Raw genomic sequence first — 20,477 nt, 5'->3', positions numbered from 1 at the left:
TAGACTTTACAAACATCGTTTTAGACCACAGGTTTGCTAATCTAGTAGCTGATACCGTCAGTACTTGACGATTTATTATTCCAGAGGTATTATGAAACGCTTAATCTACATCATCCCCGTTACTGTAATTGGCTTACTGACATTGGTAGGATGCAACAGCCCTCAAGAATCTGCTACCCAGACTCCTGCTGCCACTAAAACCACTGCGGCAACAACAGTATCCAAAACTACTGGTGCTACGCAGGGAGGTTTTGATACTTTGGTCAGTGTAGTTTCAAATACAAAAACTGCGGTGTCAGCCGGAAACTTTGGCAAAGCTCAACAGGAATTTGATAAGTTTGAAAACTCTTGGTCTAAGGTTGAGGATGGTGTCAAAACTAAATCTTCAAAAACCTATAATGCGATCGAAGATGCTGCGACTCAGGTGAAGGGTGCGCTGAAAGCAAAAGATAAAACGAAAGCTCTTAAGGGGTTACAAACACTTGACACAAATATTGCCACTGTTTCTAAAGGTTAATTAACATATCAGCAGGAGTCAAAAGACAGTAAAAAAAACAAGCTTTAAATCTGACTTTGAGATGAATACTTCTGTACCTCATCAAGTTGTAAACTGCTATAATTTCCACTGAAGAATTTGGATAAATGCGTTCATTTGGCAAGTACACCGGACTCTGGCGATTATTTTGGCTTTACCGCTTGCTGTAACATTGTTAACTAGTATTGCAGCTAACCTTGGAGTTTTGCGTAGTCTACTGTTTCTCGAATAGCTCAAGAAAACCTCACCCTAGTTATGCTACGCAAAACCTGTCCCTCTCCGAACTCACGGAGAGGGATGTCCGTCAGGACAGGGTGAGGTTTTTGTTTTGGGTAATTCGATAACTTGTATGTACACCGTAGCAACACACGCAGGTGGTGATTTTTTTTGCTTAGAAATAAGAATTAAATAACATACAATTTATGTCCCTGGCTTACCTCAACCTCAATCCCTCTCCGATATATTGGAGAGGGAAGCTAGAGATAGGATGAAGGTTTGCATTTTATTTAATCCACGTTACTTAGATTCCCAGAACGCGACTTCACTTACGATAAAACTGTAAAAAGACACAAGGAAGGAAAAAGTACTTTTATGCGTCATAGTCTACATCATGTCTGGCTACTTACAGCAGAATTCTGAAGTAAAACAGGCTTTATCTCTGGTTTTAAGACTTAGGTTGTATAATTCAACTTCCTTGACATCTGCTGAAATTTGGACAGACATAACTTTTTCAATTCTTTGACAAGCTCCTGTCACATCAAGCTCTTAACTTAAAAATAAATATTAGTTTTGGCAAAATAATTATATGTGACAACAACCAGAAAAATCTTCCCAAATTCTTGATTTTTACCTTTTAAAGTCAAACTACAAACCGATTCCAATCACAATTAACCTCAGCATCTTAATTATCAAAATTAAGAATTTCGTTCTAATTTAATTTATGAATTTCACCGTAATTCTCTCGGATTAAAATTTCTTTACCTCTAAATCAACAAGTTTTTCTGAAGGTTCAAATAACTATGAATAATCTATCTCATCAGTCTGTAGAAGTAAATAATAAAAATGAAAAACCTTTATATACTGCTGATACAGTGCGTACTTATCTTAGCGAGATTGGACGTATACCTTTATTAACTTATGAGCAAGAGATTAATTTTGCCAAGCAAGTTCAACAGATGATGGCTTTACTTGCTGCGAAAGAAAAATTAGCTATTCAATTAAAACGTCAACCGACACAAGAAGAGTGGGTTGAAAATATAAATATTGGTGAAAAATTACTGCTGCAACAGCTACATCAGGGACATCAAGCCAAGCAGAAAATGATTCAGGCTAACCTGCGACTTGTGGTGTCTATTGCTAAAAAATATCAAAGACATAACCTAGATTTTCTCGACTTAATTCAAGAAGGAAGTTTAGGTTTGGAGCGAGGAGTTGAGAAATTTGACCCTACTAAAGGGTACAAGTTTTCAACTTATGGCTATTGGTGGATTCGTCAAGCAATTACACGAGCGATCGCCGAAAAAGGACGTACTATCCGCTTGCCTATTCATGTTACAGAAAAACTCAATAAAATCAAGCGTATTCAACGCGAACTAACTCAAAAATTAGGTCGTACTCCTACCGCAGTTGATATCGCCGAAGAACTATCTTTAGATCCCAAACAGATTCGAGATTATTTACTCTTAGCACGTCAACCTGTCTCTCTAGAATTGCGAGTTGGCTCAGAAAAAGATACAGAATTACAAGATATGTTGGAGGATGATGGACTCTCTCCAGAATTATATGCTGACCAAAAGTTCCTCCAACAAAATATTCAAAACTTATTGTCAAAATTAACTCCCCAGCAACGAGAAATATTAACTTTACGTTTTGGTTTAACAGATGGAAATGAACTTTCTTTAGTGGAGATTGGTCAACGTATGGGTATTAGTCGAGAACGAGTGCGACAGATAGAACAAAAAGCTTTGGGTACTCTACGAAGACATAAGGATAAGATACACAGCTATCTAGCTAGTTAATTTTGATAGAGAGATTCAGATATGAGCGATGTTTGCGACAAGCCGCTAAGAGCGTCTACGCAACCTACAAAAACAGAGATTGAACAGTCAGATCCTTTAGGGTGATGGTGAACTGACGTTGTTGTGCTGTGGGGTGTGGGATAGAAATTTTCGGCTACCTATCTGTAGTGAAAGTGAGCCTCCTTTAGAAAAACTGACGCTGAAGCACCAAAAGTCATTTAGTTTTCATTCTGATCAACAGAAGTCCAAACTTGCGGATTTTGCCTTGCTATGAATAAAAATGCGATCGCAAAGTTGAGATTTTGATTCCTGGTAAGCCATTAGTATCTTTAGCGGCGTTTTGTCTCGCGGGTTAATGACTATAAACTTGCCATGCTCATCTAGCACAATATAATTGATGGCGCGATCGCGTATCAGATCGAAATAGCTATACCTATCCTCATCTTTCCCAGCCTTGCTGCCAGTGGCATAGAAGGATTTTTCCAGAGCATTAATCATTTTAGGACTTACGCATTGTATAAACGAATCATTTTATCTGTTAGTCTATACTTTGCCTTAGACACCACTTCTTGGCGGTGCTAGCGATCGCCCAGTACGAGAGATAAATGACGAACGGACAAAACGGACAAAAGAAAAAATTAGAAACCCAGCTTTGGAATATTGCCGACTTGCTTCGGGGCAAGATGAATGCTGATGAGTTTCGGGATTATTGCTTGGGGTTTATTTTCTATAAATACCTGTCTGAGCGTCAGAATCTTTATGCCAATGAGATTTTGGCTGAGGATGGGATTGATTTTCTGAAGCTTGATGAAGGGTCGGAAGATGGGCAAGAATAGACCTCTTGCATAAATCAAAAATAAGAACCCCACCCCCGCCAAAGCTACGCTTTGTCTCCCCTCCCCGCAAGCGAGGAGGGGCTGAGGGTAGGCTGAGGGTGTGGTGTTAGGGACTTTTGCAAGAGGTCTAATATTTAGAGGCGATTAAAGAGGAATCTATTGCCACACTGGGATATTTTCTCAAGCCGTCAGAGTTGTTTAGTTCTCTGGCGGAGCGGGCATTAGGAGCGAAAAAAGCCCATGAAGAAAATCTAGCGGATGAGGATTTTGAGTCATCTAATTTTATTTTGGACGATCTCGCCCAGGTGCTTAACAGTATTGAACGCTCCACAATGGGCAAGGAAAGTGAGGAAGATTTTGATCATTTGTTTGAGGATCTGGATCTTAATTCGACGAAGTTGGGGCGGACTCCGAAGGCGAAAAATGCTTTAATTGCCAAGATTTTAGTGCATCTAAATAAGATTGATTTTCGCTTGGGAGACACCGAGAGCGATGTTCTGGGGGATGCCTATGAGTATTTGATTGGGCAGTTTGCCAGTGGTGCGGGGAAGAAGGCGGGGGAGTTTTACACGCCGCAGCAGGTTTCTAAGGTATTGGCGAAGATTGTGACGACGGGAAAGGAGCGGCTAAAGTCGGTTTATGACCCCACCTGTGGTTCGGGATCTTTGCTGCTGCGGGTAGCGCGGGAGGTGGAATCAGTCGGGGATTTTTACGGGCAAGAGATGAACCGCACGACTTATAACCTGGCGCGGATGAACATGATTTTGCATGGGGTGCATTATCGGAATTTTGATCTTAGGCAAGAGGATACGCTGGAGCATCCGCAGCATGAGGGAATGCGGTTTGAGGCAGTGGTGGCCAATCCGCCGTTTTCAGCGAATTGGAGCGCCAATAAGCTATTTGAGTCAGATGATCGCTTTAGCCAGTATGGGTCATTGGCTCCAGCTTCTAAGGCGGATTTTGCCTTTGTGCAGCACATGCTGCATCACCTGGATGAGAACGGCATTATGGGGGTGGTGTTGCCCCACGGGGTTTTGTTTCGCGGCGGGGCAGAGGGGCGCATTCGCCAGTATGTGATCAAGGAACGCAATTGGTTGGATGCGGTGATTGGGTTGCCTGCGAATATTTTTTATGGGACGAGTATCCCGACTTGCATTCTAGTGTTTAAGAAGTGTCGGGAAAATCCTGAAGATATTTTATTTATTGATGCGAGTGCCTATTTTGAGAAGGCGAAGAATCAGAATTATTTGCGGGATGAGGATGTTAACAAAATTGTTTCTACCTATCGGCAACGGTTGCAGGAGGAGAAGTATAGTTATCGCGCCCCGTTAGCGGAGATTGCCGAGAATGATTTTAATTTAAATATTCCCCGTTATGTGGATACCTTTGAGGAGGAGGAGGAAATTAATTTAGACGCGGTGGCGCGTGAGATTCGAGAAATTGATCGCGATATGGTGGAGACGGATCGGCTGATTCGGGGGTTTTGTGAGAAGTTGGCGATTGATGCGCCGTTTTAGGGAATAGGGAATGGGGAATAGAATAAAAGCATTACTTCTCACTGATTACCTAATATAAAACATGGAGGTTTAGGCTATGCTGACTTTGCAAATTACGAAAGATCAAGTGTTTAGTTTACTTGAACAATTGTCTTATACAGAACAACAAGAGGTTTTGCAATATCTCAGTCAAAAACTCCATAGCCAACAAGGTGAGACTAATCCCCATTCACAAGGCGCACAGCATCCCCTTAACCAACTCTCAGGAAAAATCAAAGCTTTTCAAGGGGTTAATGCTTTAGCTTGGCAACAGCAAATTAGGAGTGAGTGGGATGAAGATGGATTATCTCATTGATACTAATATCTTAATCTCATTGTTCAATCAAGAATTAACTCAACCAGTCCCAAATGGAACGATCGGTTATTCTGTCATTACAAATATTGAAGTTTTATCTTTTAAGGGCTTGTCTTCACAAGAAGAAAGTTTAATTCGATCAAGTCTACAAGGTCTCGTTCAGGTATATCTAAGTACAACTATTGCAGAAAAAACGATTCAATTATGGCGGCAGTATAGCCTAAAGATGCCTGATGCCATTATTGTTGCTAGTGCTTGGGAATGTGATGCGGTGTTGATCACGAATGATAAGCAGTTGTCCAAAATCAGCCAAGTAAAAGTTCTTTCTTTGCCAGTGGAAAGTTAGGTAATGGGTAAGAAGTTAAAGAAAAATGTGCCTGTGTTGCGGTTTCCTGATTTTGAGGGAGATTGGGAAATTTTAACTATTGAAGAAATTGCTTCAGTATCATCGGGTGGAACTCCCAGCAGAACAGAACCCAGCTTTTGGGGTGGAGATATTCCTTGGGTTACAACAAGTGAGATTAGTCAAACTGAAATATTCGACACTGCCGAAAAAATTACGCGAAAAGGTCTAAAAAATTGTTCAGCGAAGATTGTTGAGAAAAATACAATTTTGATGGCAATCTATGGACAGGGAAAAACTCGTGGGCAAGTGTCTATTTTGCGAATTGAAGCAACAACTAATCAGGCTTGTGCAGCCATCGCTCTAAAAGATAATTACAATCCAGAATTTACCTATCATTTTCTATCTAGGGAATACGAGAGTTTAAAGCTGCTATCAAATGACGGTTCACAGAAAAACCTGTCAGCAGCATTAGTAAAACAATACAAAATCCCCTTACCTTCGATCGCCGAACAAGAGAAGATCGCTAGTTTTTTGGGGGCGGTGGATGCGCGACTAACCCAACTCCGCCGCAAACGGGAACTGCTGCAAGCCTACAAGCGCGGCGTTATGCAAAAACTTTTCACTCAAGAGATTCGTTTTAAGGGTGCGATCGGCTGGGAGTTTCCTGATTGGGAAAAGAAGGATTTAGGCGATATTACTAAAATCTATGATGGAACCCATCAGACACCAAATTATGTAGAAAGAGGTGTTCCATTTTATAGCGTAGAACATTTAACTTCTAACAATTTTACAGATACAAAGTTTATTTCAGAAGACATATTTTTACAAGAACAAAAGCGAGTTTGTTTAGAAAAAGAAGATATATTAATGACTCGAATTGGTGATATTGGAACCTGTCGATTAATTGACTGGGACGTTCGAGCATCATTTTATGTAAGCCTTGCCCTTATCAAAGCCAACAAAATAACTATTTCAGCTTTTTTAGCTCATTTTATATCAAGTGTTTACTTCCAGAAAGAACTACACAAAAGAACAATCCACGTTGCTTTTCCTAAAAAAATTAATTTAGGAGAAATTGGAAATTGTAAAACTTTGCTTCCTTGTCTTGAAGAACAAGAAAAAATAGCCAACTTCCTAACTGCGATTAATCGCAAAATTGAAGCCATATCCCGCCAAATCGACCAAACCGAACAATTCAAAAAAGGCTTACTACAAAAAATGTTTGTATAAAATAAGGTAATAACATCAATTTCGCTACACAGGAGCTAACTCCATCGTGATCGTAGCCAAAGACAAACCCACAAACTTAACCCCAGAAGAATATTTTGCTTGGGAAGAACAGCAACTAGAAAAACATGAATATATCAACGGTCAAGTCTATGCAATGGGCGGCCGTAGCGTTAATCATAGCCGCATTGCAATTCGATTTACGACTATGTTTGATACCCATTTAGACACTAGTAGTTGCATAACAGGTAACTCAGACCTGAGAGTTAATATTGCTGAAACCAGTAATTATACTTATCCCGATGTCAGCGTTACCTGCGACGATCGCGATAAAACCACAACCCAATATATTACCTACCCCTGCTTAATCGTTGAAGTTCTCTCAAAAAGTACCGAAGCCTACGATCGCGGTGGCAAGTTCAGAATGTATCAAAATAACCCCGTGTTTAAAGATTACCTATTAGTTAGTTCCACTGCGATCGAAATCGACCTGTATCACAAAAACGACGCAGGCGACTGGTTGATTATCAACTACAAAGCAGGCGAGACAATCGAACTCAAAAGCATTAACCTCAATTTTCCCATTGAACAAGTCTATCGCGGTTTAACCCTTGAACCAGGGAATGGGGAATAGAATCAAAGCATTACCTACTACCCATTACTTAACGCCCAATAAATATGCTAACCCTCGAAACCGTAATCCAAAAAATCCAAAAACTCCCCCCCGAACAACAAAAAAAAGTGATCGAATTTGTGGAATTTCTAGAATTTCAAGCCGATCGCCAACAACAAGATCAACAACCCGAAAGACCTCCCCAACAGGATCAAGACTTTTTCGCCCTAGCCGGAATGTGGGAAGGCAAAAACATTACCCTAGACACCATCCGCAAAGACGCATGGGGTGAAGAAAATCAATGATTTTATGTGATACCAATATTCTCATTGAATTCTATAAAAATAATACCGCCATCATTCAAGAATTACGTCAAATTGGCATTCATCAATTAACCATTAGCGTAATCACTAGAGCCGAACTGTACTATGGCGCAATTAATAAAAACGAACTTAATCGTATTCAGCAACACCTAGACCTACTCCAAAATATCCCTATCGATCAGCCCATCTCAGAGAAATTTATTCAACTCATGGCGCAATATTCCCTAAGCCATAAACTCACAATTCCCGATGCCCTGATTGCTGCCACTGCCCTAACCCATAACATTATCCTCTATACCTTAAACCTTAAAGATTTTCGCTTCATCCAAGGCTTAAACATTTATAATCCCACCCATTCCCCATGACCCAAACCGAAGGCGAACTTGAACAAAAGCTGATTGAACGTCTAACTGGACTAGGCTACGAACCCGTCACCCTTCGCAATGCCGAAGACCTGAAAGCCAACCTTAAAACCCAACTGGAAAAACATAACGGTATCACCCTCAGCAACACCGAGTTTAAAAGCATCCTCAACCACCTCGACAAAGGCAACGTATTTGACCGTGCCAAACGCCTCCGCGACAAAATGGAACTCAACTGCGACGATGGCACCACCTTTTACCTAGAATTCCTCAACACCGAACATTGGTGTCAAAACCAATACCAAGTCACCAACCAAGTCACCCAGCAAGGCAATTACAAAAACCGCTACGACGTAACCCTGCTGATTAACGGCTTGCCCCTGGTGCAAATTGAACTGAAACGCCGAGGACTGGAACTTAAAGAAGCCTTCAACCAAATCAACCGCTACCAACGTCATTCCTACGGCGCAGACAATGGACTATTCCAATATGTCCAAATTTTCGTCATCTCCAACGGTGTCAATACCCGCTACTACGCCAACAACCGCAAACAAGAATTTAAACAAACCTTCTACTGGGCAGATCAAGAAAACAACCTCATAACCCAACTGGAGGACTTTGCCGACAGCTTTTTAGAGAAATGCCACAAGTCCACAGATAGACTTTCTTAGGCATACTTAAAATGCCTCTACCTACTCCACTTAAGTCAAACTTAAATATCGCAGCTACTTTTCTGATTATGTTGACTGCCCCGTTGCAGTCTGCATTTATTTTAATTCCAGTTGAGGTTTTAAATTGACCTCTAGTAATTCGAGTCCCACTACTTTTCCACCCATCGGGTTTTGCACCGATTGTAGGTAGGACATCATTATCGAGAAACGATGTCTTGGAAGTGTAGCTTTCTTCGGTTTCAATAAAATTAATACCGTATTGTTCGCATAATTGGGCGATACGTCCCTTGAGTTTAGCTGTTGGTATTTGAATAAACTTTTGATTATTTTTCTTGCCCATATTAGCGCTGTCTTTTTGCCTATAATTCCATCCAAAAATAACAGTGCCGATTTTATTATCTACACAATGGTTAATTACAATTCTTGCAGCTTTGTTTACAGCGTCTCGCATTGTACGATTACGTTCCTCTGTAATTGCTGCGAGTCGATTCGATCAAAAGCCTTGAGGTTTACCCAATGCTATTTTTGCAACTGATTTGTTATACCACTGATTAATGCTTTTAAGATGTAACCCGTCAACAATAAAAGATGTTCCAGCATTGGATATACAAGTCAACCAGTTATCTATGCCGTGGTCAATTCCCAAGACCTTACTTTTATCAACATCAACAAGAAGGAATGACACTTCATAAATAAATTCTGCATAGAATATGCCTGATCTCGGTAGTATCCTAATCTCTCTGATGTCTTTAAAATCAAGGTTTGAAGGCATTGGGAGATAGAAGGCATCTATTTCAAACCAAGCTTTTACTTTGGTTCCTAGAGGAAAGCAAAGCATCCCGTCTTTCAATTTGATAGAGCGTCGAGTAAAAGTTGCAAGCGCTAAACCACCAGGTTTACGGTAATTTGGTAGTCTTGGCTTTTGAGTAACTGTACCCGAATTAATGCCTTTTAACAGTCCAATATAGGACTTAAAAGACTCAGCAACGGTTGTTAATATTTGCTGCGCTGTATCTGAATACAAAGCTTGATAATGCTTGTTTTTTTGGATAGTACCTAACTGTTTATGCAAGTCTGCTGATGATGGAAACTTCCCAGACTTAAAGTATAATTGGCGGCTATAATAAATCCCACAGTTAGTAAGACTATTGGACACCGAACAAACATATTCTAAGATAGCTTTTAACTCTCTGTGTGGGGTAATTAAAATTTGCTGGCAGCCATAAGAGATTGGCATGAATATAGTGCAATGTTTGACTTAATTACTGTATCTGAGATAAGCTGTATTTGTCAATAGGTTTTAGCCTTCAACATGAAAATGACATTAGAGTACAGGTTAGGGAATCATTCAAAAGGTAATGCTGTTGTTCATTTAGTCTGGATACCAAAACGAAGGAAAAGAGTTTTAATGGGAGAGATTGCTAAACGTCTTCGACAAATAATCAATGAGCTTGCACTGGAGAAAGACTGGGATGTTTTAGCCTTAGAAGTCGCTCCCGATCATGTACATTTATTCGTGGAGCATCAGCCGGATATTGCTATAAATCAGATAGTAAAAGCATTTAAGGGTCGCTCATCTTATATGTTGCGTAAAGAGTTTCCACAATTATTAAAATTGCCTAGCCTATGGACTAATAGTTATTTTTACTCTACTGCTGGACAGGTTTCAGCAGATGTAATTAAAAGGTATATTGAAGATCCTCATCACGGATAATATTGACGGCAAATAAATTTGCCGTTGGCACTTCCTCCACAGCAGAGCAGTCAAGTGGCTTCCGTGCCGTTCAGTGAGTTTTTTGTGAGGCATCTATTTCAAGGCTATTGGCTAAACCAGGATGTTTTCGTGACAAACAAGTTCGCGCTGCTTTAAGGGCAGCGCGAATAGAAATTGGTTTGGAACGATAACCTTGCCACCCTTTATTGGAAGCATAAGCTTGCCGTTGCGGCAAAGTTATGGGTAAAGTCACAATAGGAGTCTTTTAGCATTTTAAATTTTTAGTGGGGGTGGAGGGACTTGAACCCACACGACCGTTTAAGATCAACGGATTTTCATTCTCCCGCAGTTTTCACTGCTACCTGATGGCAATAACCAACTCAGGTTTTGAGAATTGGACTCTCCCTTTACCCTCGACTTGACGTTAGGGTAGCTCCCGTCGGGTCTCTGCACCTTCCGAATCGTTTGACGCGATTAATCCCGTCTGTACAGGAATTAGGAGTTTTAATTTACTCACTACTCACGACTTTTTTCGGCTTGGCTCAGGATTGCCATGTCTGTTGTCAGATTTAGGTTTCCCTGAGTTTGAGAGCTTCCACTTGAGGGATTTCTCCTTCAAGGCTCAGTTTTCTAAGTCCGTAGCGTCTACCATTCCGCCACACCCCCATTGGTCTTTCGCAACTAGTATAACTAGTTATTTTCTGGAGACAGTAAATACCTCCTCATCTATTCCACCATCAATTGTGTCTTTTGTCCAACTAGATTGAAAATATTTTTTCCAGAGGCACAGTTGGAAGTCTTTTTTGTTTCCTCCTAATCAATCTGGATGAGTTTTCGATCTGGTCTGACTAGACCATTATTTTCTAGTGGATATACCATTATGACATGATATTATCTTTTATCTGTCAATCTGGACATAGGCGAGGAATTCTGGCGCAGTTATGTTGAAAGCATTTATGACTTACTTCGCTGAGTCTGGCTCTTCAGCCTATGATGGAAAACAGATGCTTAAGACTTAAAAGTTATGATTGTAGCCCTGCTGTATCTGGTTTTGGCTGGAGCTTACCTTCTGGTAATCCCGATCGCTGTTTTGCTGTATCTGAAGCAGCGTTGGTATGTCGCTAGCTCCATCGAGCGTCTCTTGATGTACTTTTTGGTGTTTTTCTTCTTTCCGGGTTTGTTGGTTCTATCGCCGTTTGTAAATTTTCGACCCCAACGGCGACAAATTCAAGTTTAACGAGATTGGTAGGTCATAACTCTCATGCGACGGATTGACGCTATTGGAATTGGCTTGGGTGTTTTTATTGCCGGCGGCTTGGCATATGTAGGATTACAGCTAGTCGGTTTGGATAATCAGCAAGCTGGTATATGGAGCCAAGTCTTACTAGTCAGTGGGTTAATTGGCTGGTTAGCCACCTATTTTTTCCGGGCGGTGGGACAAAAAATGACCTACCATCAGCAGAGGGAACAGTATGAGCAAGACTTTCTGCAAAAGCGGCTAGATGAGCTTACTCCCGAAGAACTAGCACGAATTCAAGCCCAAATAGAACAAGAAGAGCAATCTCAGGTGTAAAGTTATCATTGATGAGTCAAGAGCCAAAATCTAGATTTTGACTCTTGACTCTTTACATTTGACTCTTGATACTTGACTAAATGACTGCGATTTCTGATTGCTTTGAAACCCTTGGGCGCAATCGTGAGTGCGCTCTGATTCCGTTTATCACTGCTGGCGATCCAGATTTAGAAACAACAGCAAAAGCTTTGCAGATTCTGGATTGTAGCGGGGCAGACATAATTGAACTAGGTATACCCTATTCCGATCCTCTAGCTGATGGGCCAGTAATTCAAGCTGCTGCTACCCGCGCCCTGCAAAGGGGAACGAAATTGGAGCAGGTGCTAGAAATGCTGCAAGGGATTACTCCCAAATTGCGATCGCCTATTATCCTATTTACCTACTACAACCCAATTTTGCACCGGGGAATTGACAAATTTCTCTCTTCAATTGCTGCGGCTGGGGTAGCAGGATTGGTAGTACCAGATTTACCCTTAGAAGAAGCGACAAGCTTGCTCCAACCAGCTAATAAAATGGGAATTGAGGTAATCTTGTTGGTCGCTCCCACCAGTTCTGCTGAACGGATAGAAGCGATCGCTCGCTCTTCCCAAGGATTTATTTATTTAGTCAGCGTCACAGGGGTTACAGGGATGCGATCGCAACTGGAAAACCGCGTGTCCGATTTACTCAAACAAATTCGTGCTGTTACTAATAAACCTATCGGTGTAGGCTTTGGGATTTCCGAAGCTGCACAAGCCCGTCAGGTAAGGGAATGGGGCGCAGATGCCGTGATCGTGGGTAGCGCTTTTGTGAAACGGTTAGCCCAAGATAGCCCAGAGCAGGGACTAAATGCGATCGCCCAATTTTGCCAAAGTCTCAAGGCAGCCATCACGACTAACAACACCAGCACAAATACTCCTCTTGATTAGACCGGGAAAGTAGATTAAAAAAGTATAACACTGTAGTTTTTTATCCTTGTTTAGTAGACAATTTGACCATTATGGTCTTGAATATTAACATCAGATATCATCATGTAAAAAAACTAGCTGATACAGTCGCTTATAGTTCGAGTATTATGTGAAATCAAGTAGGCATAATTTATGAGTGTGAGAGTGAGTCAGTCACGAATGTTTATAGTTACGTCGCAATTGAGGAGCAAAGGCGATGAGTGAGAGTATGGCGTTTATTGGCGGTGTCGCCGTAGCTGGGCTGGCGGCTCTCGTATTGCTCAAAGGAACAAATACCCCCCTACAACCTAACTTTGCTGTTGCTTCCCAAATGCCAGGGACTGTAGTAGCGCCTCAGGGAATGCAGCCACAAATGTATCCTTACGGGCCTTATGGGCAACCAATGTATCCCAATCCTAATCAGCAGTCAGTTACTCCCAATACTGACCAGCACCTAGAGGTAGAGAAGCTAAACACGCAGATGCAGTTGGAGCGTTTTAAAAGCGACAATGAACAGCAGAAGTTGCAAATTCAACAACTCCAAGCCCAAGTCCAAAATTTCAATACTCAACAGCAGTGGCAATTAGCCCAGCAGAATAACCAACCAAAAGCAGCAGCATTCCAGCCGCAAAATCCTTCTTGGTGGTCTTCACCCATGCTCTGGGCTGTGGGAGGCGCAACTCTCACTATTGGTGGTGGTGTTGTCGTCGCTGGAGTATTGGCTTTATTCTCACCACGGCAGCGTCCAGCCCGTACTGTACAAGTGATTCACCCTTACCAAGGAAATACACCGTCCTTGGTTCCAGTCCGTCGCGCTGAGTTTCTACCTGCTTCGCGGATGGAAGCAAGACGAGTTGAAGCCCCAGAATACGACGAAATGCACGGATAGGGTAAATAAAACCACAGATGGACACAGATGAATTATCTATGTGCATTTGTGGTTTAAAATCATTCAACAAAGCTTTTTATATTTAGGGTTTGAAACCCAGGTCGGTGGGTAAAGCCTCGTGTAGACGAGCCAGTGCGTTGGGCGGCGAGCCACTCTTGTTGCATCTGGCGTGCGGTTAATAACTGCCCTTTTAACTCGTAAGGGACTGACAAATAAAAAAACATCCCAAATTTTCTTGTGGGACGGGTGAGGACACCCATGCCATATTCAGGGCGGGCAGGATGCCTACCCCACAAGATGGATAATTTATTTCTTGGAAGTCTCTAACTATTAAAAGCGGCCTTTCGGAGTTTCTGTGGTACTAGGAATCTCTGTAGTGGCAGGTTGCTTAGTATCGGGAAGTTTGTGTTGGGTATTTTTCTGACTACCTTGATTTTCTAGTTTAGATAGTGCCTGTTTTGCCAGATTTTCAGCTGCTTGTTTAAATAATGGTTCGATTCTGTTTCGCCAATATTGAGTATTAGGCAACTTTTCTGGATGGTTTCTATAATCTAAAACTTTATCCCATTTCCCATCATCCAGCGCTTTGTTTATCTCATTAGATATCGCCTCCGCTTTAGCCCAATCTAGCTGCCACTGGGCAATTACTTTACCTGTCTGTTGGATACTAGAAGCAGCGTTTGCCGGAATTGATTTCAAAAGTGCGATCGCTCCAACTATATCTCCTGATTCATATTTATGTCTAGCTTGTTCTATAATATTGGCACTATTATCAGTAGACTGCGATCGCTCTAATTTCCCCGCATCGTCAGTTGCTCCCTTCGACTTTTCGGGTAATGGGGTTACTACATCCCTTGATTTTGGTTTTAGCTTGGGAATTGGTCGAGTTGCAATCAGGGTATCATCATCTACAATCTTAGTTGCAATGCCTTTTTCGCGCAGGCAAGAACCCCATTCTTGATTATTGCTTATCACATCCGAGTATGCCCAAGCCAAACGACCAGATTTAAGTTGAACTTCTATCCAACCCCGTTTTGTTTGCTTGCCTGTTACCTCGAAACTGGTATTATCAGTAACAGTTTGCAAAACATTATCAGAATTAATCGAACTAGGTTCAGAACGAATATTAGAATTTCCGACGACAACAGCCGAGCATTTGTTTACTAAGGCGGTATCCTTACCTGTAAGATTAGCAGCTAAATTTTTTACATTTGGATATACATTTGCGACCAAGGCAGCCGTACCACCTGCCAAGAATATGCCAACTAATATCGGCCATGGGTCGGATTTACTAGAGTCTTTAGGGGCAGGTTTAGCGGCGACAGGATTTGCTGGTGCAACTGCAACAGTTTGCAGCCGAGATACTTGAGGTGTGGAAAGTGCAGCTACAGGATTAATCGCGTCTTTACATGCTTGCAGTGCCTCCGTGGCGTTTTGGTAGCGGTCTTTGAAGTGATAATGTACCATCTTGGACAACACTGCTGCCAGTCGATGGTTAACGGTTGTTGAATGGCGCCAGATGATTTCCCCTGTTTGCGGGTCTTCTTGCAATTCTGTTGCCTGTAATCCTGTTAATGCTTGAATAGCAATGATGCCGAGTGAATAGATATCACTGTTGGGGCGGGGTTTACCTTGCCCTTGTTCAGTGGGCATATAGCCAGGAGTACCGATAACTACTGTAGCAGAGGGTTGTCCGCCCACTGTTACCAGTTGTGTACGCAGTTGCTTCACTGCTCCAAAGTCCACTAAAACTAACTTATTATCTGAGGCGCGACGGATGATATTATCCGGTTTGATGTCGCGGTGAATCACGCCTTGGCGATGGACAAATTCGAGAATTTCCAGAACTTCTTGCAACAGTTGAATTACTTGGCTTTCACTCCAGCGCTTACCAGGTATAAGTTCTTCAGCTAGGGTATGTCCTTCAATATATTCTTGTACTAAATAAAATTCTTGATTTTCGTCAAAGTACGCTAGCAGCCTGGGTATTTGATCATGGTTGCCCAGTTTTTCTAAGGTTTCGGCTTCGCTGTTAAATAGGCGTTTAGCAGTATCAAAAACTCTGGGGTCAGTTCCGGGTTTAAGGTGCTTGACAACGCAAATAGGATTGCCGGGACGCCTAGTATCTTGGGCAATATAGGTTTGACCAAATCCTCCCATAGCGAGGACTCGAATTACTTGGTAACGATGGTCTAGTAGCTTACCGATCATATTCCCTCACCAGAGTTATTACCTAATTTTCTAGCTGGTAATAAATATCTCCAAATTTTCTTCAATGAAATCCGCTATCTTGAGAAAAGATTTAGATTAAAAACACAGCTTTTTAATAAACACAGACTATTTATTTTTCTTTTAGTGTCCCTGTTTACTACCAATGCCACCTAAAATAACAAACTCAGTTGCATGGCAGCAGGCTGAAATCCTCATGCAACCTGCTTTCATTCGCGTTATCGACAATATCCGCAAGCTGCTTGATGAATCTTCCTGGACGGGAACTTACCACGATGTCCTGATTTGGCCGGCTAGCACCACTGATGAAATCAAAGCATTGGTGACTGAGCTGTTGCAAGCAATGGAAACTGCAACGCCCCAAGAAGCAGATGAAATCAGAGAGACTCTGGCTCGTCTGCCGATGCCCCATCCAGGATATCATCTACGTTTGGAGCGTCAACAGCAACAAGCTAGTATCGATTTGTGGGAACTATGTTATCAAGTGTGTTTTATTAAATACACGCCACACAAGGAAGCTGCTGATATTGATACTAGTTTAATTGATGAATTGGGTGAAGTCGATTGGCTGCGTTTGGATGCTAAGGCAAAGGAGTTAGTTGAGCAGGCGTTTGCTGAATTGCCAGAAGGGTAACAAATAAAATGCCCTCAGAATATAATTCTGGGGCTATACAAACGAAACCCACCTTTCCTACGGAAGCTACGCGAACGTGGGTTAATGAGGTAAGGCGATCGCTTTTTCTTCAAGCAGCAAAATCTTCAATCATGCGATCGCCTATGGTAATAGTTTCGCTGTAGTCAAGTGAGTTGGTAGATTCTGACTGTGTTTTCAATTTGACAATGAATTCTTCCATCCCTGGTATTTCTAATTGATGGAATGTGATTTGATTGTCTGCATTGTTAGCCGAAATATCTGTGATAGCTTGTAAAGTCATCTTGGTTGTTTCTGAGACAGTTTTCTTTTGGACAAGAAATTGCTGTATTCCTGGTATTTCTAATTGAACAAATCTAGAATCATTTTCCATTGGTTCACTCAAACGCTCCTATGTTTATCATGCTCATTACGCAGATACGCAAAGCAATGGACACCCATAAAATAAATGTGAATACGCGCAATACGCAAAGTACGCAGATTAAGGTAAATGCGGTATTCTAAAAACTATGAATAGTCCGCAGTTTAACGAAGCTCTGGAAAAGCTAAGGAAAGCACCTCGTAAGGTAGAGGTGTTGAAGTTGTTGCTGGCTGGACAGACTAATGATGAGATTGCTCAGTCTAGAGGACGTGCGGAAGGAACTGTACGCAAGCAAATCTCAAATCTGTATAAGGATTTTGGTATTAAAAGTGAATTTACAGGCGATTCTGCTTTAAGGGACAAGTTAAAGGCTCTATTTCTCAAGTACAAACCTGAGTGGGTAAGTAATTGCTCTCCTGCTATTACTAATGAAGCTAGCAATGAATCGGAAAAGATAAACTATAGCCGCGTGGCTTCTTTAGTTCCGTCACATGACGAAATTTTTGAAGAATCTGGGGAGGAATTGATGTTTTTGGCTATCAATATACTTGAGGCGCTCGGTTTTGAGCAGAAGTTTAAGATGAGTAAGAAATCGCAATATATAGGCTATCGACTTAAAAATCCTGAAAAAGGAAGTAATCCTTATCAACTTATTTTATTAAAACAGAAAGAGCGTTTATCTATTTCTATGCCCTTAGATATTTTAGAACCACATTTACTCAACCTGAAGTATTGGGAATATAGTAATGCCGTAGGAGAGATATGCCTTTTTACAAAGGAAAGCTTTTGGGTATTACCTAATAAAAAAGATATTTTTTTAGAATCACTCCATCTTAATTATTGGCACATCTTGCAAGTTGAAGGTAAAACAGTGGGCGATTGTTGCATAAATACATATTATAAGAAAGATGTTCCACTTGAAATAATGTGGGATACTATGATTCGTTATAAAGAATACGAAACCAAATACATTGCTGTCTCCAGCATCACCTTAGAGGAATTTAACCCGGAAACTTTGAGTGATGGTAGCACTTACTTAGTAGTCAATTACGACGAGCGTTTTAATGATAAGTGGAATATGTGGAAGGTATCCATTAATTTCAAGGAAGTCCTTCAAGACTTTCTTAGTTATTTTGGAAAAATTTTAATGGATAAGCATTAATAGATGGAACGTTTTTAGATACAACATATTAGGCAAAGATGCATTATTTCTGCCCGTCCAACTACTCGCACAGAAAGAAAGTTATATGAACAAGCATGATGAAGAACTCGAACTACACTTAAAACCCCGTACCACAGAAACAGTATCAATAAAAATACCAACAGATGCATTACGATCGCTCGAAAAAGTTGCAGATAATCGAGATATGACACTTGAAGCATTACTCAAGTTTTACATTGGGCAGAGTTTGCGGCAAGATTTAGCTAAATTATTTTCTGAGCGGGTACTGGAATCAACTGCTGAAGTTCTAGCAAGGCACATCGAATCGAAAGAGGAAATTTTAACTATAATTCTAGAAATTCAAGCCGAAACAACTCTCTAGTCAACTTACCGCAAAAAGTAACAGATAAATTGAGGAACAAAAAATGTCTAACCAAACAAACTACACTGAAGCTTGCAATAATTTTGACAAAATTTACGAAGAGGCAATTAGCACTCGTGAACCTGTAGTTGTTAATCGTGAAGGTGCGGAAAGTGTATCTGTAATTCCGACTGCGGAACTTAATAGCATCATAGAGACAGCATATTTATTCCAATCACCTGAGAATGCAGCACGTCTTTTAGATGCTTTACAACGTGTTAAGGCTAAGACTAATATGCCCCAAACTATAGACGAGTTGCGTAAAGAATTCTCGCTCTACGAAGAGGAGTAAATAAATTCAATGTCTGATATTTTAGAACCAAAAGCACTTCCCCAATCTGAAGTTTCTCAAGAGGAGAATTTAGAACGCAAACTGGTTTTTGACCGGAGATTTCTGGAAGACCTTACATACTGGGTAGAGACAAATAGAAAAACTGCACTCCGCATTTTATCTTTAGTTGAAGAGATTAGGCGTAATCCCTTTGAAGGGACAGGTAATCCTGAAAGATTGAGACATCAAGATGTAAATGTATGGTCGCGCCGAATCACTCAAACTGACCGGATTGTTTACGTAGTAAGTGATGACCGAGTTGAGTTTATTCAGGCGCGATACCACTATAGCGATCGCTAATTTCATCATTAAATAATGTAATCTGGAAAAAAAGCGATACCTACTTCTGATCACCATGCCAACATCTATAATTGACGATAAAGACGCAGCAGCTATCCAAGCCGCAAAAGAAACAGTTGCAATATACGATCGCACTTCCTGGGGACGCATCAAAGTCTCTGGCGACGATCGCCTCAATTTCTTGCACAACCAAAGTACTAACAATTTCCAAATACTCAAGCCAGGACAAGGTTGTGATACGGTTTTCGTCACCTCTACAGCCAGAACAATTGATTTAGTAACCGCCTACGTTAGAGAAGATGCGGTAATCCTGCTAGTTTCACCCAACCGCCGCCAGTACCTCATGGAATGGCTGGATAAATATATTTTCTTTGCTGACAAGGTGGAATTATCTGATATCACAAAATACACCAATACCTTCAGCCTGATTGGGCCAGGAAGCGACGCTGTTTTAGAAAAGTTGGGTATTGGCGAACTGATCGGCCAACCTTACGCTAGTCATAAAGTATACACAATTGCTCCCGCCGAAGGAGTGCGGATTGCTGTGGGTAGTGGGTTAGCTGCGCCCGGATACACCTTAACTTTCCCCTATACTGACAAAGCAACGGTGTGGAACAAATTATTAGAAGCTAGGGCGGTAGAGATGAGCGATCGCGCTTGGGATACCTTGCGAATCTTACAAGGCCGCCCCGCCCCAGATGCTGAACTCACAGATGATTACAATCCTCTGGAAGTTGGTTTGTGGCAAACAATTTCTTTTAATAAAGGTTGTTATATTGGGCAAGAAACCATTGCTCGGTTAAATACATATAAAGGTGTAAAACAACACCTTTTGGGTATCCGTCTCAGTGCCCCTGCGGAAATTGGAAGTGCGATCGCAGTTGGAGATGAAAAGGTCGGCAAACTTACCAGTTATACAGAAACTGCTGATGGTTATTTTGGACTAGGTTACATTCGCACCAAAGCAGGTGGCGTAGGCTTGAAAGTCCAAGTGGGAGAAACTGAGGGGGAAATATTAGAAATCCCGTTTGTTTCTCACGAGTATCCGTAATTTGTAATTCGTAATTCTAAAAGAGTAGAGACGCAAAATTGCAGTTTGTGCCGCAATGCCTTCGCGTCTCTAGTGGTAATTGCTTT

General features: G+C 41.4%; 29 protein-coding genes. 22 read left to right on the top strand and 7 right to left on the bottom strand.

All coding sequences use genetic code 11. The features are described from left to right. The first annotated feature begins 91 nt into the window (after positions 1–91). Together V7K31_RS25865 and V7K31_RS25860 are read left to right on the top strand one after the other, a co-directional pair. On the top strand, positions 92–517 hold the full coding sequence (locus tag V7K31_RS25865; protein ID WP_335098058.1) for a DUF4363 family protein: 426 nt from the start codon (positions 92–94) through the stop codon (positions 515–517). Positions 518–1,554: 1,037 nt separating this feature from the next. Next, positions 1,555–2,553 carry an RNA polymerase sigma factor, RpoD/SigA family gene (locus tag V7K31_RS25860; RefSeq protein ID WP_335098056.1) on the top strand — a complete coding sequence of 333 codons (999 nt, stop codon included), beginning with the start codon at positions 1,555–1,557 and terminating at the stop codon, positions 2,551–2,553. A 234-nt stretch (positions 2,554–2,787) separates the two neighbouring features. Here the strand turns inward: V7K31_RS25860 and V7K31_RS25855 are convergent, their stop codons facing one another. Beyond that, positions 2,788–3,051, bottom strand: a complete 264-nt coding sequence (locus V7K31_RS25855) for a hypothetical protein (protein WP_335098054.1) — start codon at positions 3,049–3,051, stop codon at positions 2,788–2,790. Between the two features lie 107 nt (positions 3,052–3,158). Here V7K31_RS25855 and V7K31_RS25850 point away from each other — a divergent pair, with 107 nt between their 5' ends. The 9 genes from V7K31_RS25850 to V7K31_RS25810 all read left to right on the top strand — a co-directional run bounded on the left by V7K31_RS25850 (position 3,159) and on the right by V7K31_RS25810 (position 8,782). After that, positions 3,159–3,389: a type I restriction-modification system subunit M N-terminal domain-containing protein gene (locus V7K31_RS25850; protein ID WP_335098052.1), complete on the top strand. Its 231-nt coding sequence runs from the start codon at positions 3,159–3,161 to the stop codon at positions 3,387–3,389. 143 nt (positions 3,390–3,532) lie between these two features. After that, positions 3,533–4,906, top strand: coding sequence for a type I restriction-modification system subunit M (locus tag V7K31_RS25845; protein ID WP_335098301.1), 1,374 nt, complete (start codon positions 3,533–3,535; stop codon positions 4,904–4,906). Positions 4,907–4,982: 76 nt separating this feature from the next. Continuing rightward, entirely contained in the window at positions 4,983–5,240 is a 258-nt protein-coding gene (locus V7K31_RS25840) for a hypothetical protein (RefSeq protein WP_335098050.1), read from the top strand. Next, complete coding sequence (locus V7K31_RS25835) at positions 5,218–5,586, top strand: type II toxin-antitoxin system VapC family toxin (RefSeq protein WP_335098047.1); 369 nt, start codon at positions 5,218–5,220, stop codon at positions 5,584–5,586. Before V7K31_RS25840 ends, V7K31_RS25835 begins: the two co-directional genes overlap by 23 nt. A 3-nt stretch (positions 5,587–5,589) precedes the next feature. Further along, positions 5,590–6,816 (top strand): restriction endonuclease subunit S, encoded by a 1,227-nt coding sequence (locus V7K31_RS25830; protein ID WP_335098044.1) that lies wholly within the window; start codon positions 5,590–5,592, stop codon positions 6,814–6,816. A 46-nt stretch (positions 6,817–6,862) separates the two neighbouring features. Then, complete coding sequence (locus V7K31_RS25825; RefSeq protein ID WP_335098042.1) at positions 6,863–7,447, top strand: Uma2 family endonuclease; 585 nt, start codon at positions 6,863–6,865, stop codon at positions 7,445–7,447. A gap of 44 nt (positions 7,448–7,491) precedes the next feature. Beyond that, positions 7,492–7,731, top strand: a complete 240-nt coding sequence (locus V7K31_RS25820) for a DUF2281 domain-containing protein (RefSeq protein ID WP_335098040.1) — start codon at positions 7,492–7,494, stop codon at positions 7,729–7,731. Beyond that, positions 7,728–8,114, top strand: coding sequence for a type II toxin-antitoxin system VapC family toxin (locus V7K31_RS25815; RefSeq protein ID WP_335098037.1), 387 nt, complete (start codon positions 7,728–7,730; stop codon positions 8,112–8,114). The genes V7K31_RS25820 and V7K31_RS25815 overlap by 4 nt, the downstream gene beginning before the upstream one ends. Then, on the top strand, positions 8,111–8,782 hold the full coding sequence (locus V7K31_RS25810) for a type I restriction endonuclease (RefSeq protein WP_335098035.1): 672 nt from the start codon (positions 8,111–8,113) through the stop codon (positions 8,780–8,782). Before V7K31_RS25815 ends, V7K31_RS25810 begins: the two co-directional genes overlap by 4 nt. On the opposite strand, the gene V7K31_RS25805 is transcribed toward V7K31_RS25810, so the two are convergent. After that, a complete protein-coding gene (locus V7K31_RS25805) occupies positions 8,709–9,233 on the bottom strand; it encodes an IS200/IS605 family accessory protein TnpB-related protein (protein WP_335098033.1) in 525 nt (174 codons plus the stop codon). The two genes, V7K31_RS25810 and V7K31_RS25805, sit on opposite strands and share 74 nt — an antisense overlap. A gap of 42 nt (positions 9,234–9,275) precedes the next feature. Next, positions 9,276–10,019, bottom strand: coding sequence for an RNA-guided endonuclease InsQ/TnpB family protein (locus V7K31_RS25800; RefSeq protein WP_335098030.1), 744 nt, complete (start codon positions 10,017–10,019; stop codon positions 9,276–9,278). A gap of 81 nt (positions 10,020–10,100) precedes the next feature. Between V7K31_RS25800 and tnpA the strand changes: the two genes are divergently transcribed. Further along, positions 10,101–10,496, top strand: coding sequence for an IS200/IS605 family transposase (gene tnpA, locus V7K31_RS25795; protein WP_335098027.1), 396 nt, complete (start codon positions 10,101–10,103; stop codon positions 10,494–10,496). A gap of 70 nt (positions 10,497–10,566) precedes the next feature. Here tnpA and V7K31_RS25790 read toward each other — a convergent pair whose 3' ends face one another. Beyond that, the gene (locus V7K31_RS25790; protein ID WP_335098024.1) at positions 10,567–10,749 is read right to left on the bottom strand and encodes a hypothetical protein; all 183 of its coding nucleotides are present in this window, start codon (positions 10,747–10,749) and stop codon (positions 10,567–10,569) included. 771 nt (positions 10,750–11,520) lie between these two features. On the opposite strand from V7K31_RS25790, the gene ndhL reads away from it, so the two are divergent. From ndhL to V7K31_RS25770, 4 genes are all read left to right on the top strand, one after another. Next, positions 11,521–11,733: an NAD(P)H-quinone oxidoreductase subunit L gene (gene ndhL, locus V7K31_RS25785; RefSeq protein WP_094327754.1), complete on the top strand. Its 213-nt coding sequence runs from the start codon at positions 11,521–11,523 to the stop codon at positions 11,731–11,733. A gap of 24 nt (positions 11,734–11,757) precedes the next feature. Further along, the gene (locus V7K31_RS25780) at positions 11,758–12,069 is read left to right on the top strand and encodes a DUF3007 family protein (protein WP_335098021.1); all 312 of its coding nucleotides are present in this window, start codon (positions 11,758–11,760) and stop codon (positions 12,067–12,069) included. A gap of 80 nt (positions 12,070–12,149) precedes the next feature. Continuing rightward, positions 12,150–12,977 (top strand): tryptophan synthase subunit alpha, encoded by an 828-nt coding sequence (gene trpA, locus V7K31_RS25775; RefSeq protein WP_335098019.1) that lies wholly within the window; start codon positions 12,150–12,152, stop codon positions 12,975–12,977. 235 nt (positions 12,978–13,212) lie between these two features. Continuing rightward, positions 13,213–13,884, top strand: coding sequence for a heterocyst differentiation related protein (locus V7K31_RS25770; protein WP_335098016.1), 672 nt, complete (start codon positions 13,213–13,215; stop codon positions 13,882–13,884). Between the two features lie 59 nt (positions 13,885–13,943). On the opposite strand, the gene V7K31_RS25765 is transcribed toward V7K31_RS25770, so the two are convergent. Together V7K31_RS25765 and V7K31_RS25760 are read right to left on the bottom strand one after the other, a co-directional pair. Beyond that, on the bottom strand, positions 13,944–14,144 hold the full coding sequence (locus tag V7K31_RS25765; protein WP_335098014.1) for a hypothetical protein: 201 nt from the start codon (positions 14,142–14,144) through the stop codon (positions 13,944–13,946). Between the two features lie 70 nt (positions 14,145–14,214). Further along, positions 14,215–16,095 (bottom strand): serine/threonine protein kinase, encoded by a 1,881-nt coding sequence (locus V7K31_RS25760; RefSeq protein WP_335098012.1) that lies wholly within the window; start codon positions 16,093–16,095, stop codon positions 14,215–14,217. Positions 16,096–16,258: 163 nt separating this feature from the next. Between V7K31_RS25760 and V7K31_RS25755 the strand changes: the two genes are divergently transcribed. Beyond that, entirely contained in the window at positions 16,259–16,747 is a 489-nt protein-coding gene (locus V7K31_RS25755) for a hypothetical protein (protein WP_335098010.1), read from the top strand. 109 nt (positions 16,748–16,856) lie between these two features. Here the strand turns inward: V7K31_RS25755 and V7K31_RS25750 are convergent, their stop codons facing one another. Then, a complete protein-coding gene (locus V7K31_RS25750; RefSeq protein WP_335098007.1) occupies positions 16,857–17,138 on the bottom strand; it encodes a hypothetical protein in 282 nt (93 codons plus the stop codon). Between the two features lie 136 nt (positions 17,139–17,274). Between V7K31_RS25750 and V7K31_RS25745 the strand changes: the two genes are divergently transcribed. The 5 genes from V7K31_RS25745 to ygfZ all read left to right on the top strand — a co-directional run bounded on the left by V7K31_RS25745 (position 17,275) and on the right by ygfZ (position 20,391). Next, positions 17,275–18,288: a helix-turn-helix domain-containing protein gene (locus V7K31_RS25745; RefSeq protein ID WP_335098004.1), complete on the top strand. Its 1,014-nt coding sequence runs from the start codon at positions 17,275–17,277 to the stop codon at positions 18,286–18,288. Positions 18,289–18,373: 85 nt separating this feature from the next. After that, the gene (locus V7K31_RS25740; RefSeq protein WP_335098001.1) at positions 18,374–18,670 is read left to right on the top strand and encodes a hypothetical protein; all 297 of its coding nucleotides are present in this window, start codon (positions 18,374–18,376) and stop codon (positions 18,668–18,670) included. A 43-nt stretch (positions 18,671–18,713) separates the two neighbouring features. Next, on the top strand, positions 18,714–19,001 hold the full coding sequence (locus tag V7K31_RS25735; protein ID WP_335097998.1) for a type II toxin-antitoxin system Phd/YefM family antitoxin: 288 nt from the start codon (positions 18,714–18,716) through the stop codon (positions 18,999–19,001). Between the two features lie 9 nt (positions 19,002–19,010). Next, positions 19,011–19,340, top strand: coding sequence for a Txe/YoeB family addiction module toxin (locus tag V7K31_RS25730; RefSeq protein WP_335097995.1), 330 nt, complete (start codon positions 19,011–19,013; stop codon positions 19,338–19,340). 55 nt (positions 19,341–19,395) lie between these two features. After that, positions 19,396–20,391: a CAF17-like 4Fe-4S cluster assembly/insertion protein YgfZ gene (ygfZ, locus tag V7K31_RS25725; RefSeq protein ID WP_335097994.1), complete on the top strand. Its 996-nt coding sequence runs from the start codon at positions 19,396–19,398 to the stop codon at positions 20,389–20,391. Positions 20,392–20,477 lie beyond the last annotated feature (86 nt).

Source organism: Nostoc sp. (assembly GCF_036917675.1).
Taxonomy (GTDB): Bacteria; Cyanobacteriota; Cyanobacteriia; order Cyanobacteriales; family Nostocaceae; genus Nostoc.
The sequence above is the reverse complement of the archived record's forward strand: the minus strand, read 5'-3'. Positions and strand labels throughout refer to the sequence as shown.

Excerpts from the sequence above, each read along its gene's own strand:
- ndhL (WP_094327754.1), top strand. The coding sequence starts at position 11,521 with ATGATTGTAGCCCTGCTGTATCTGGTTTTGGCTGGAGCTTACCTTCTG.
- V7K31_RS25755 (WP_335098010.1), top strand. The coding sequence starts at position 16,259 with ATGCCACCTAAAATAACAAACTCAGTTGCATGGCAGCAGGCTGAAATC.
- V7K31_RS25800 (WP_335098030.1), bottom strand. The coding sequence starts at position 10,019 with ATGCCAATCTCTTATGGCTGCCAGCAAATTTTAATTACCCCACACAGA.
- V7K31_RS25735 (WP_335097998.1), top strand. The coding sequence starts at position 18,714 with ATGTCTAACCAAACAAACTACACTGAAGCTTGCAATAATTTTGACAAA.
- V7K31_RS25850 (WP_335098052.1), top strand. The coding sequence starts at position 3,159 with ATGACGAACGGACAAAACGGACAAAAGAAAAAATTAGAAACCCAGCTT.
- trpA (WP_335098019.1), top strand. The coding sequence starts at position 12,150 with ATGACTGCGATTTCTGATTGCTTTGAAACCCTTGGGCGCAATCGTGAG.
- V7K31_RS25835 (WP_335098047.1), top strand. The coding sequence starts at position 5,218 with ATGAAGATGGATTATCTCATTGATACTAATATCTTAATCTCATTGTTC.
- V7K31_RS25730 (WP_335097995.1), top strand. The coding sequence starts at position 19,011 with ATGTCTGATATTTTAGAACCAAAAGCACTTCCCCAATCTGAAGTTTCT.
- V7K31_RS25820 (WP_335098040.1), top strand. The coding sequence starts at position 7,492 with ATGCTAACCCTCGAAACCGTAATCCAAAAAATCCAAAAACTCCCCCCC.
- V7K31_RS25760 (WP_335098012.1), bottom strand. The coding sequence starts at position 16,095 with ATGATCGGTAAGCTACTAGACCATCGTTACCAAGTAATTCGAGTCCTC.
- V7K31_RS25830 (WP_335098044.1), top strand. The coding sequence starts at position 5,590 with ATGGGTAAGAAGTTAAAGAAAAATGTGCCTGTGTTGCGGTTTCCTGAT.
- V7K31_RS25805 (WP_335098033.1), bottom strand. The coding sequence starts at position 9,233 with ATGCGAGACGCTGTAAACAAAGCTGCAAGAATTGTAATTAACCATTGT.
- V7K31_RS25810 (WP_335098035.1), top strand. The coding sequence starts at position 8,111 with ATGACCCAAACCGAAGGCGAACTTGAACAAAAGCTGATTGAACGTCTA.
- tnpA (WP_335098027.1), top strand. The coding sequence starts at position 10,101 with ATGACATTAGAGTACAGGTTAGGGAATCATTCAAAAGGTAATGCTGTT.
- V7K31_RS25750 (WP_335098007.1), bottom strand. The coding sequence starts at position 17,138 with ATGGAAAATGATTCTAGATTTGTTCAATTAGAAATACCAGGAATACAG.
- V7K31_RS25860 (WP_335098056.1), top strand. The coding sequence starts at position 1,555 with ATGAATAATCTATCTCATCAGTCTGTAGAAGTAAATAATAAAAATGAA.
- ygfZ (WP_335097994.1), top strand. The coding sequence starts at position 19,396 with ATGCCAACATCTATAATTGACGATAAAGACGCAGCAGCTATCCAAGCC.
- V7K31_RS25765 (WP_335098014.1), bottom strand. The coding sequence starts at position 14,144 with ATGGGTGTCCTCACCCGTCCCACAAGAAAATTTGGGATGTTTTTTTAT.
- V7K31_RS25855 (WP_335098054.1), bottom strand. The coding sequence starts at position 3,051 with ATGATTAATGCTCTGGAAAAATCCTTCTATGCCACTGGCAGCAAGGCT.
- V7K31_RS25840 (WP_335098050.1), top strand. The coding sequence starts at position 4,983 with ATGCTGACTTTGCAAATTACGAAAGATCAAGTGTTTAGTTTACTTGAA.
- V7K31_RS25745 (WP_335098004.1), top strand. The coding sequence starts at position 17,275 with ATGAATAGTCCGCAGTTTAACGAAGCTCTGGAAAAGCTAAGGAAAGCA.
- V7K31_RS25740 (WP_335098001.1), top strand. The coding sequence starts at position 18,374 with ATGAACAAGCATGATGAAGAACTCGAACTACACTTAAAACCCCGTACC.
- V7K31_RS25815 (WP_335098037.1), top strand. The coding sequence starts at position 7,728 with ATGATTTTATGTGATACCAATATTCTCATTGAATTCTATAAAAATAAT.
- V7K31_RS25780 (WP_335098021.1), top strand. The coding sequence starts at position 11,758 with ATGCGACGGATTGACGCTATTGGAATTGGCTTGGGTGTTTTTATTGCC.
- V7K31_RS25865 (WP_335098058.1), top strand. The coding sequence starts at position 92 with ATGAAACGCTTAATCTACATCATCCCCGTTACTGTAATTGGCTTACTG.
- V7K31_RS25770 (WP_335098016.1), top strand. The coding sequence starts at position 13,213 with ATGAGTGAGAGTATGGCGTTTATTGGCGGTGTCGCCGTAGCTGGGCTG.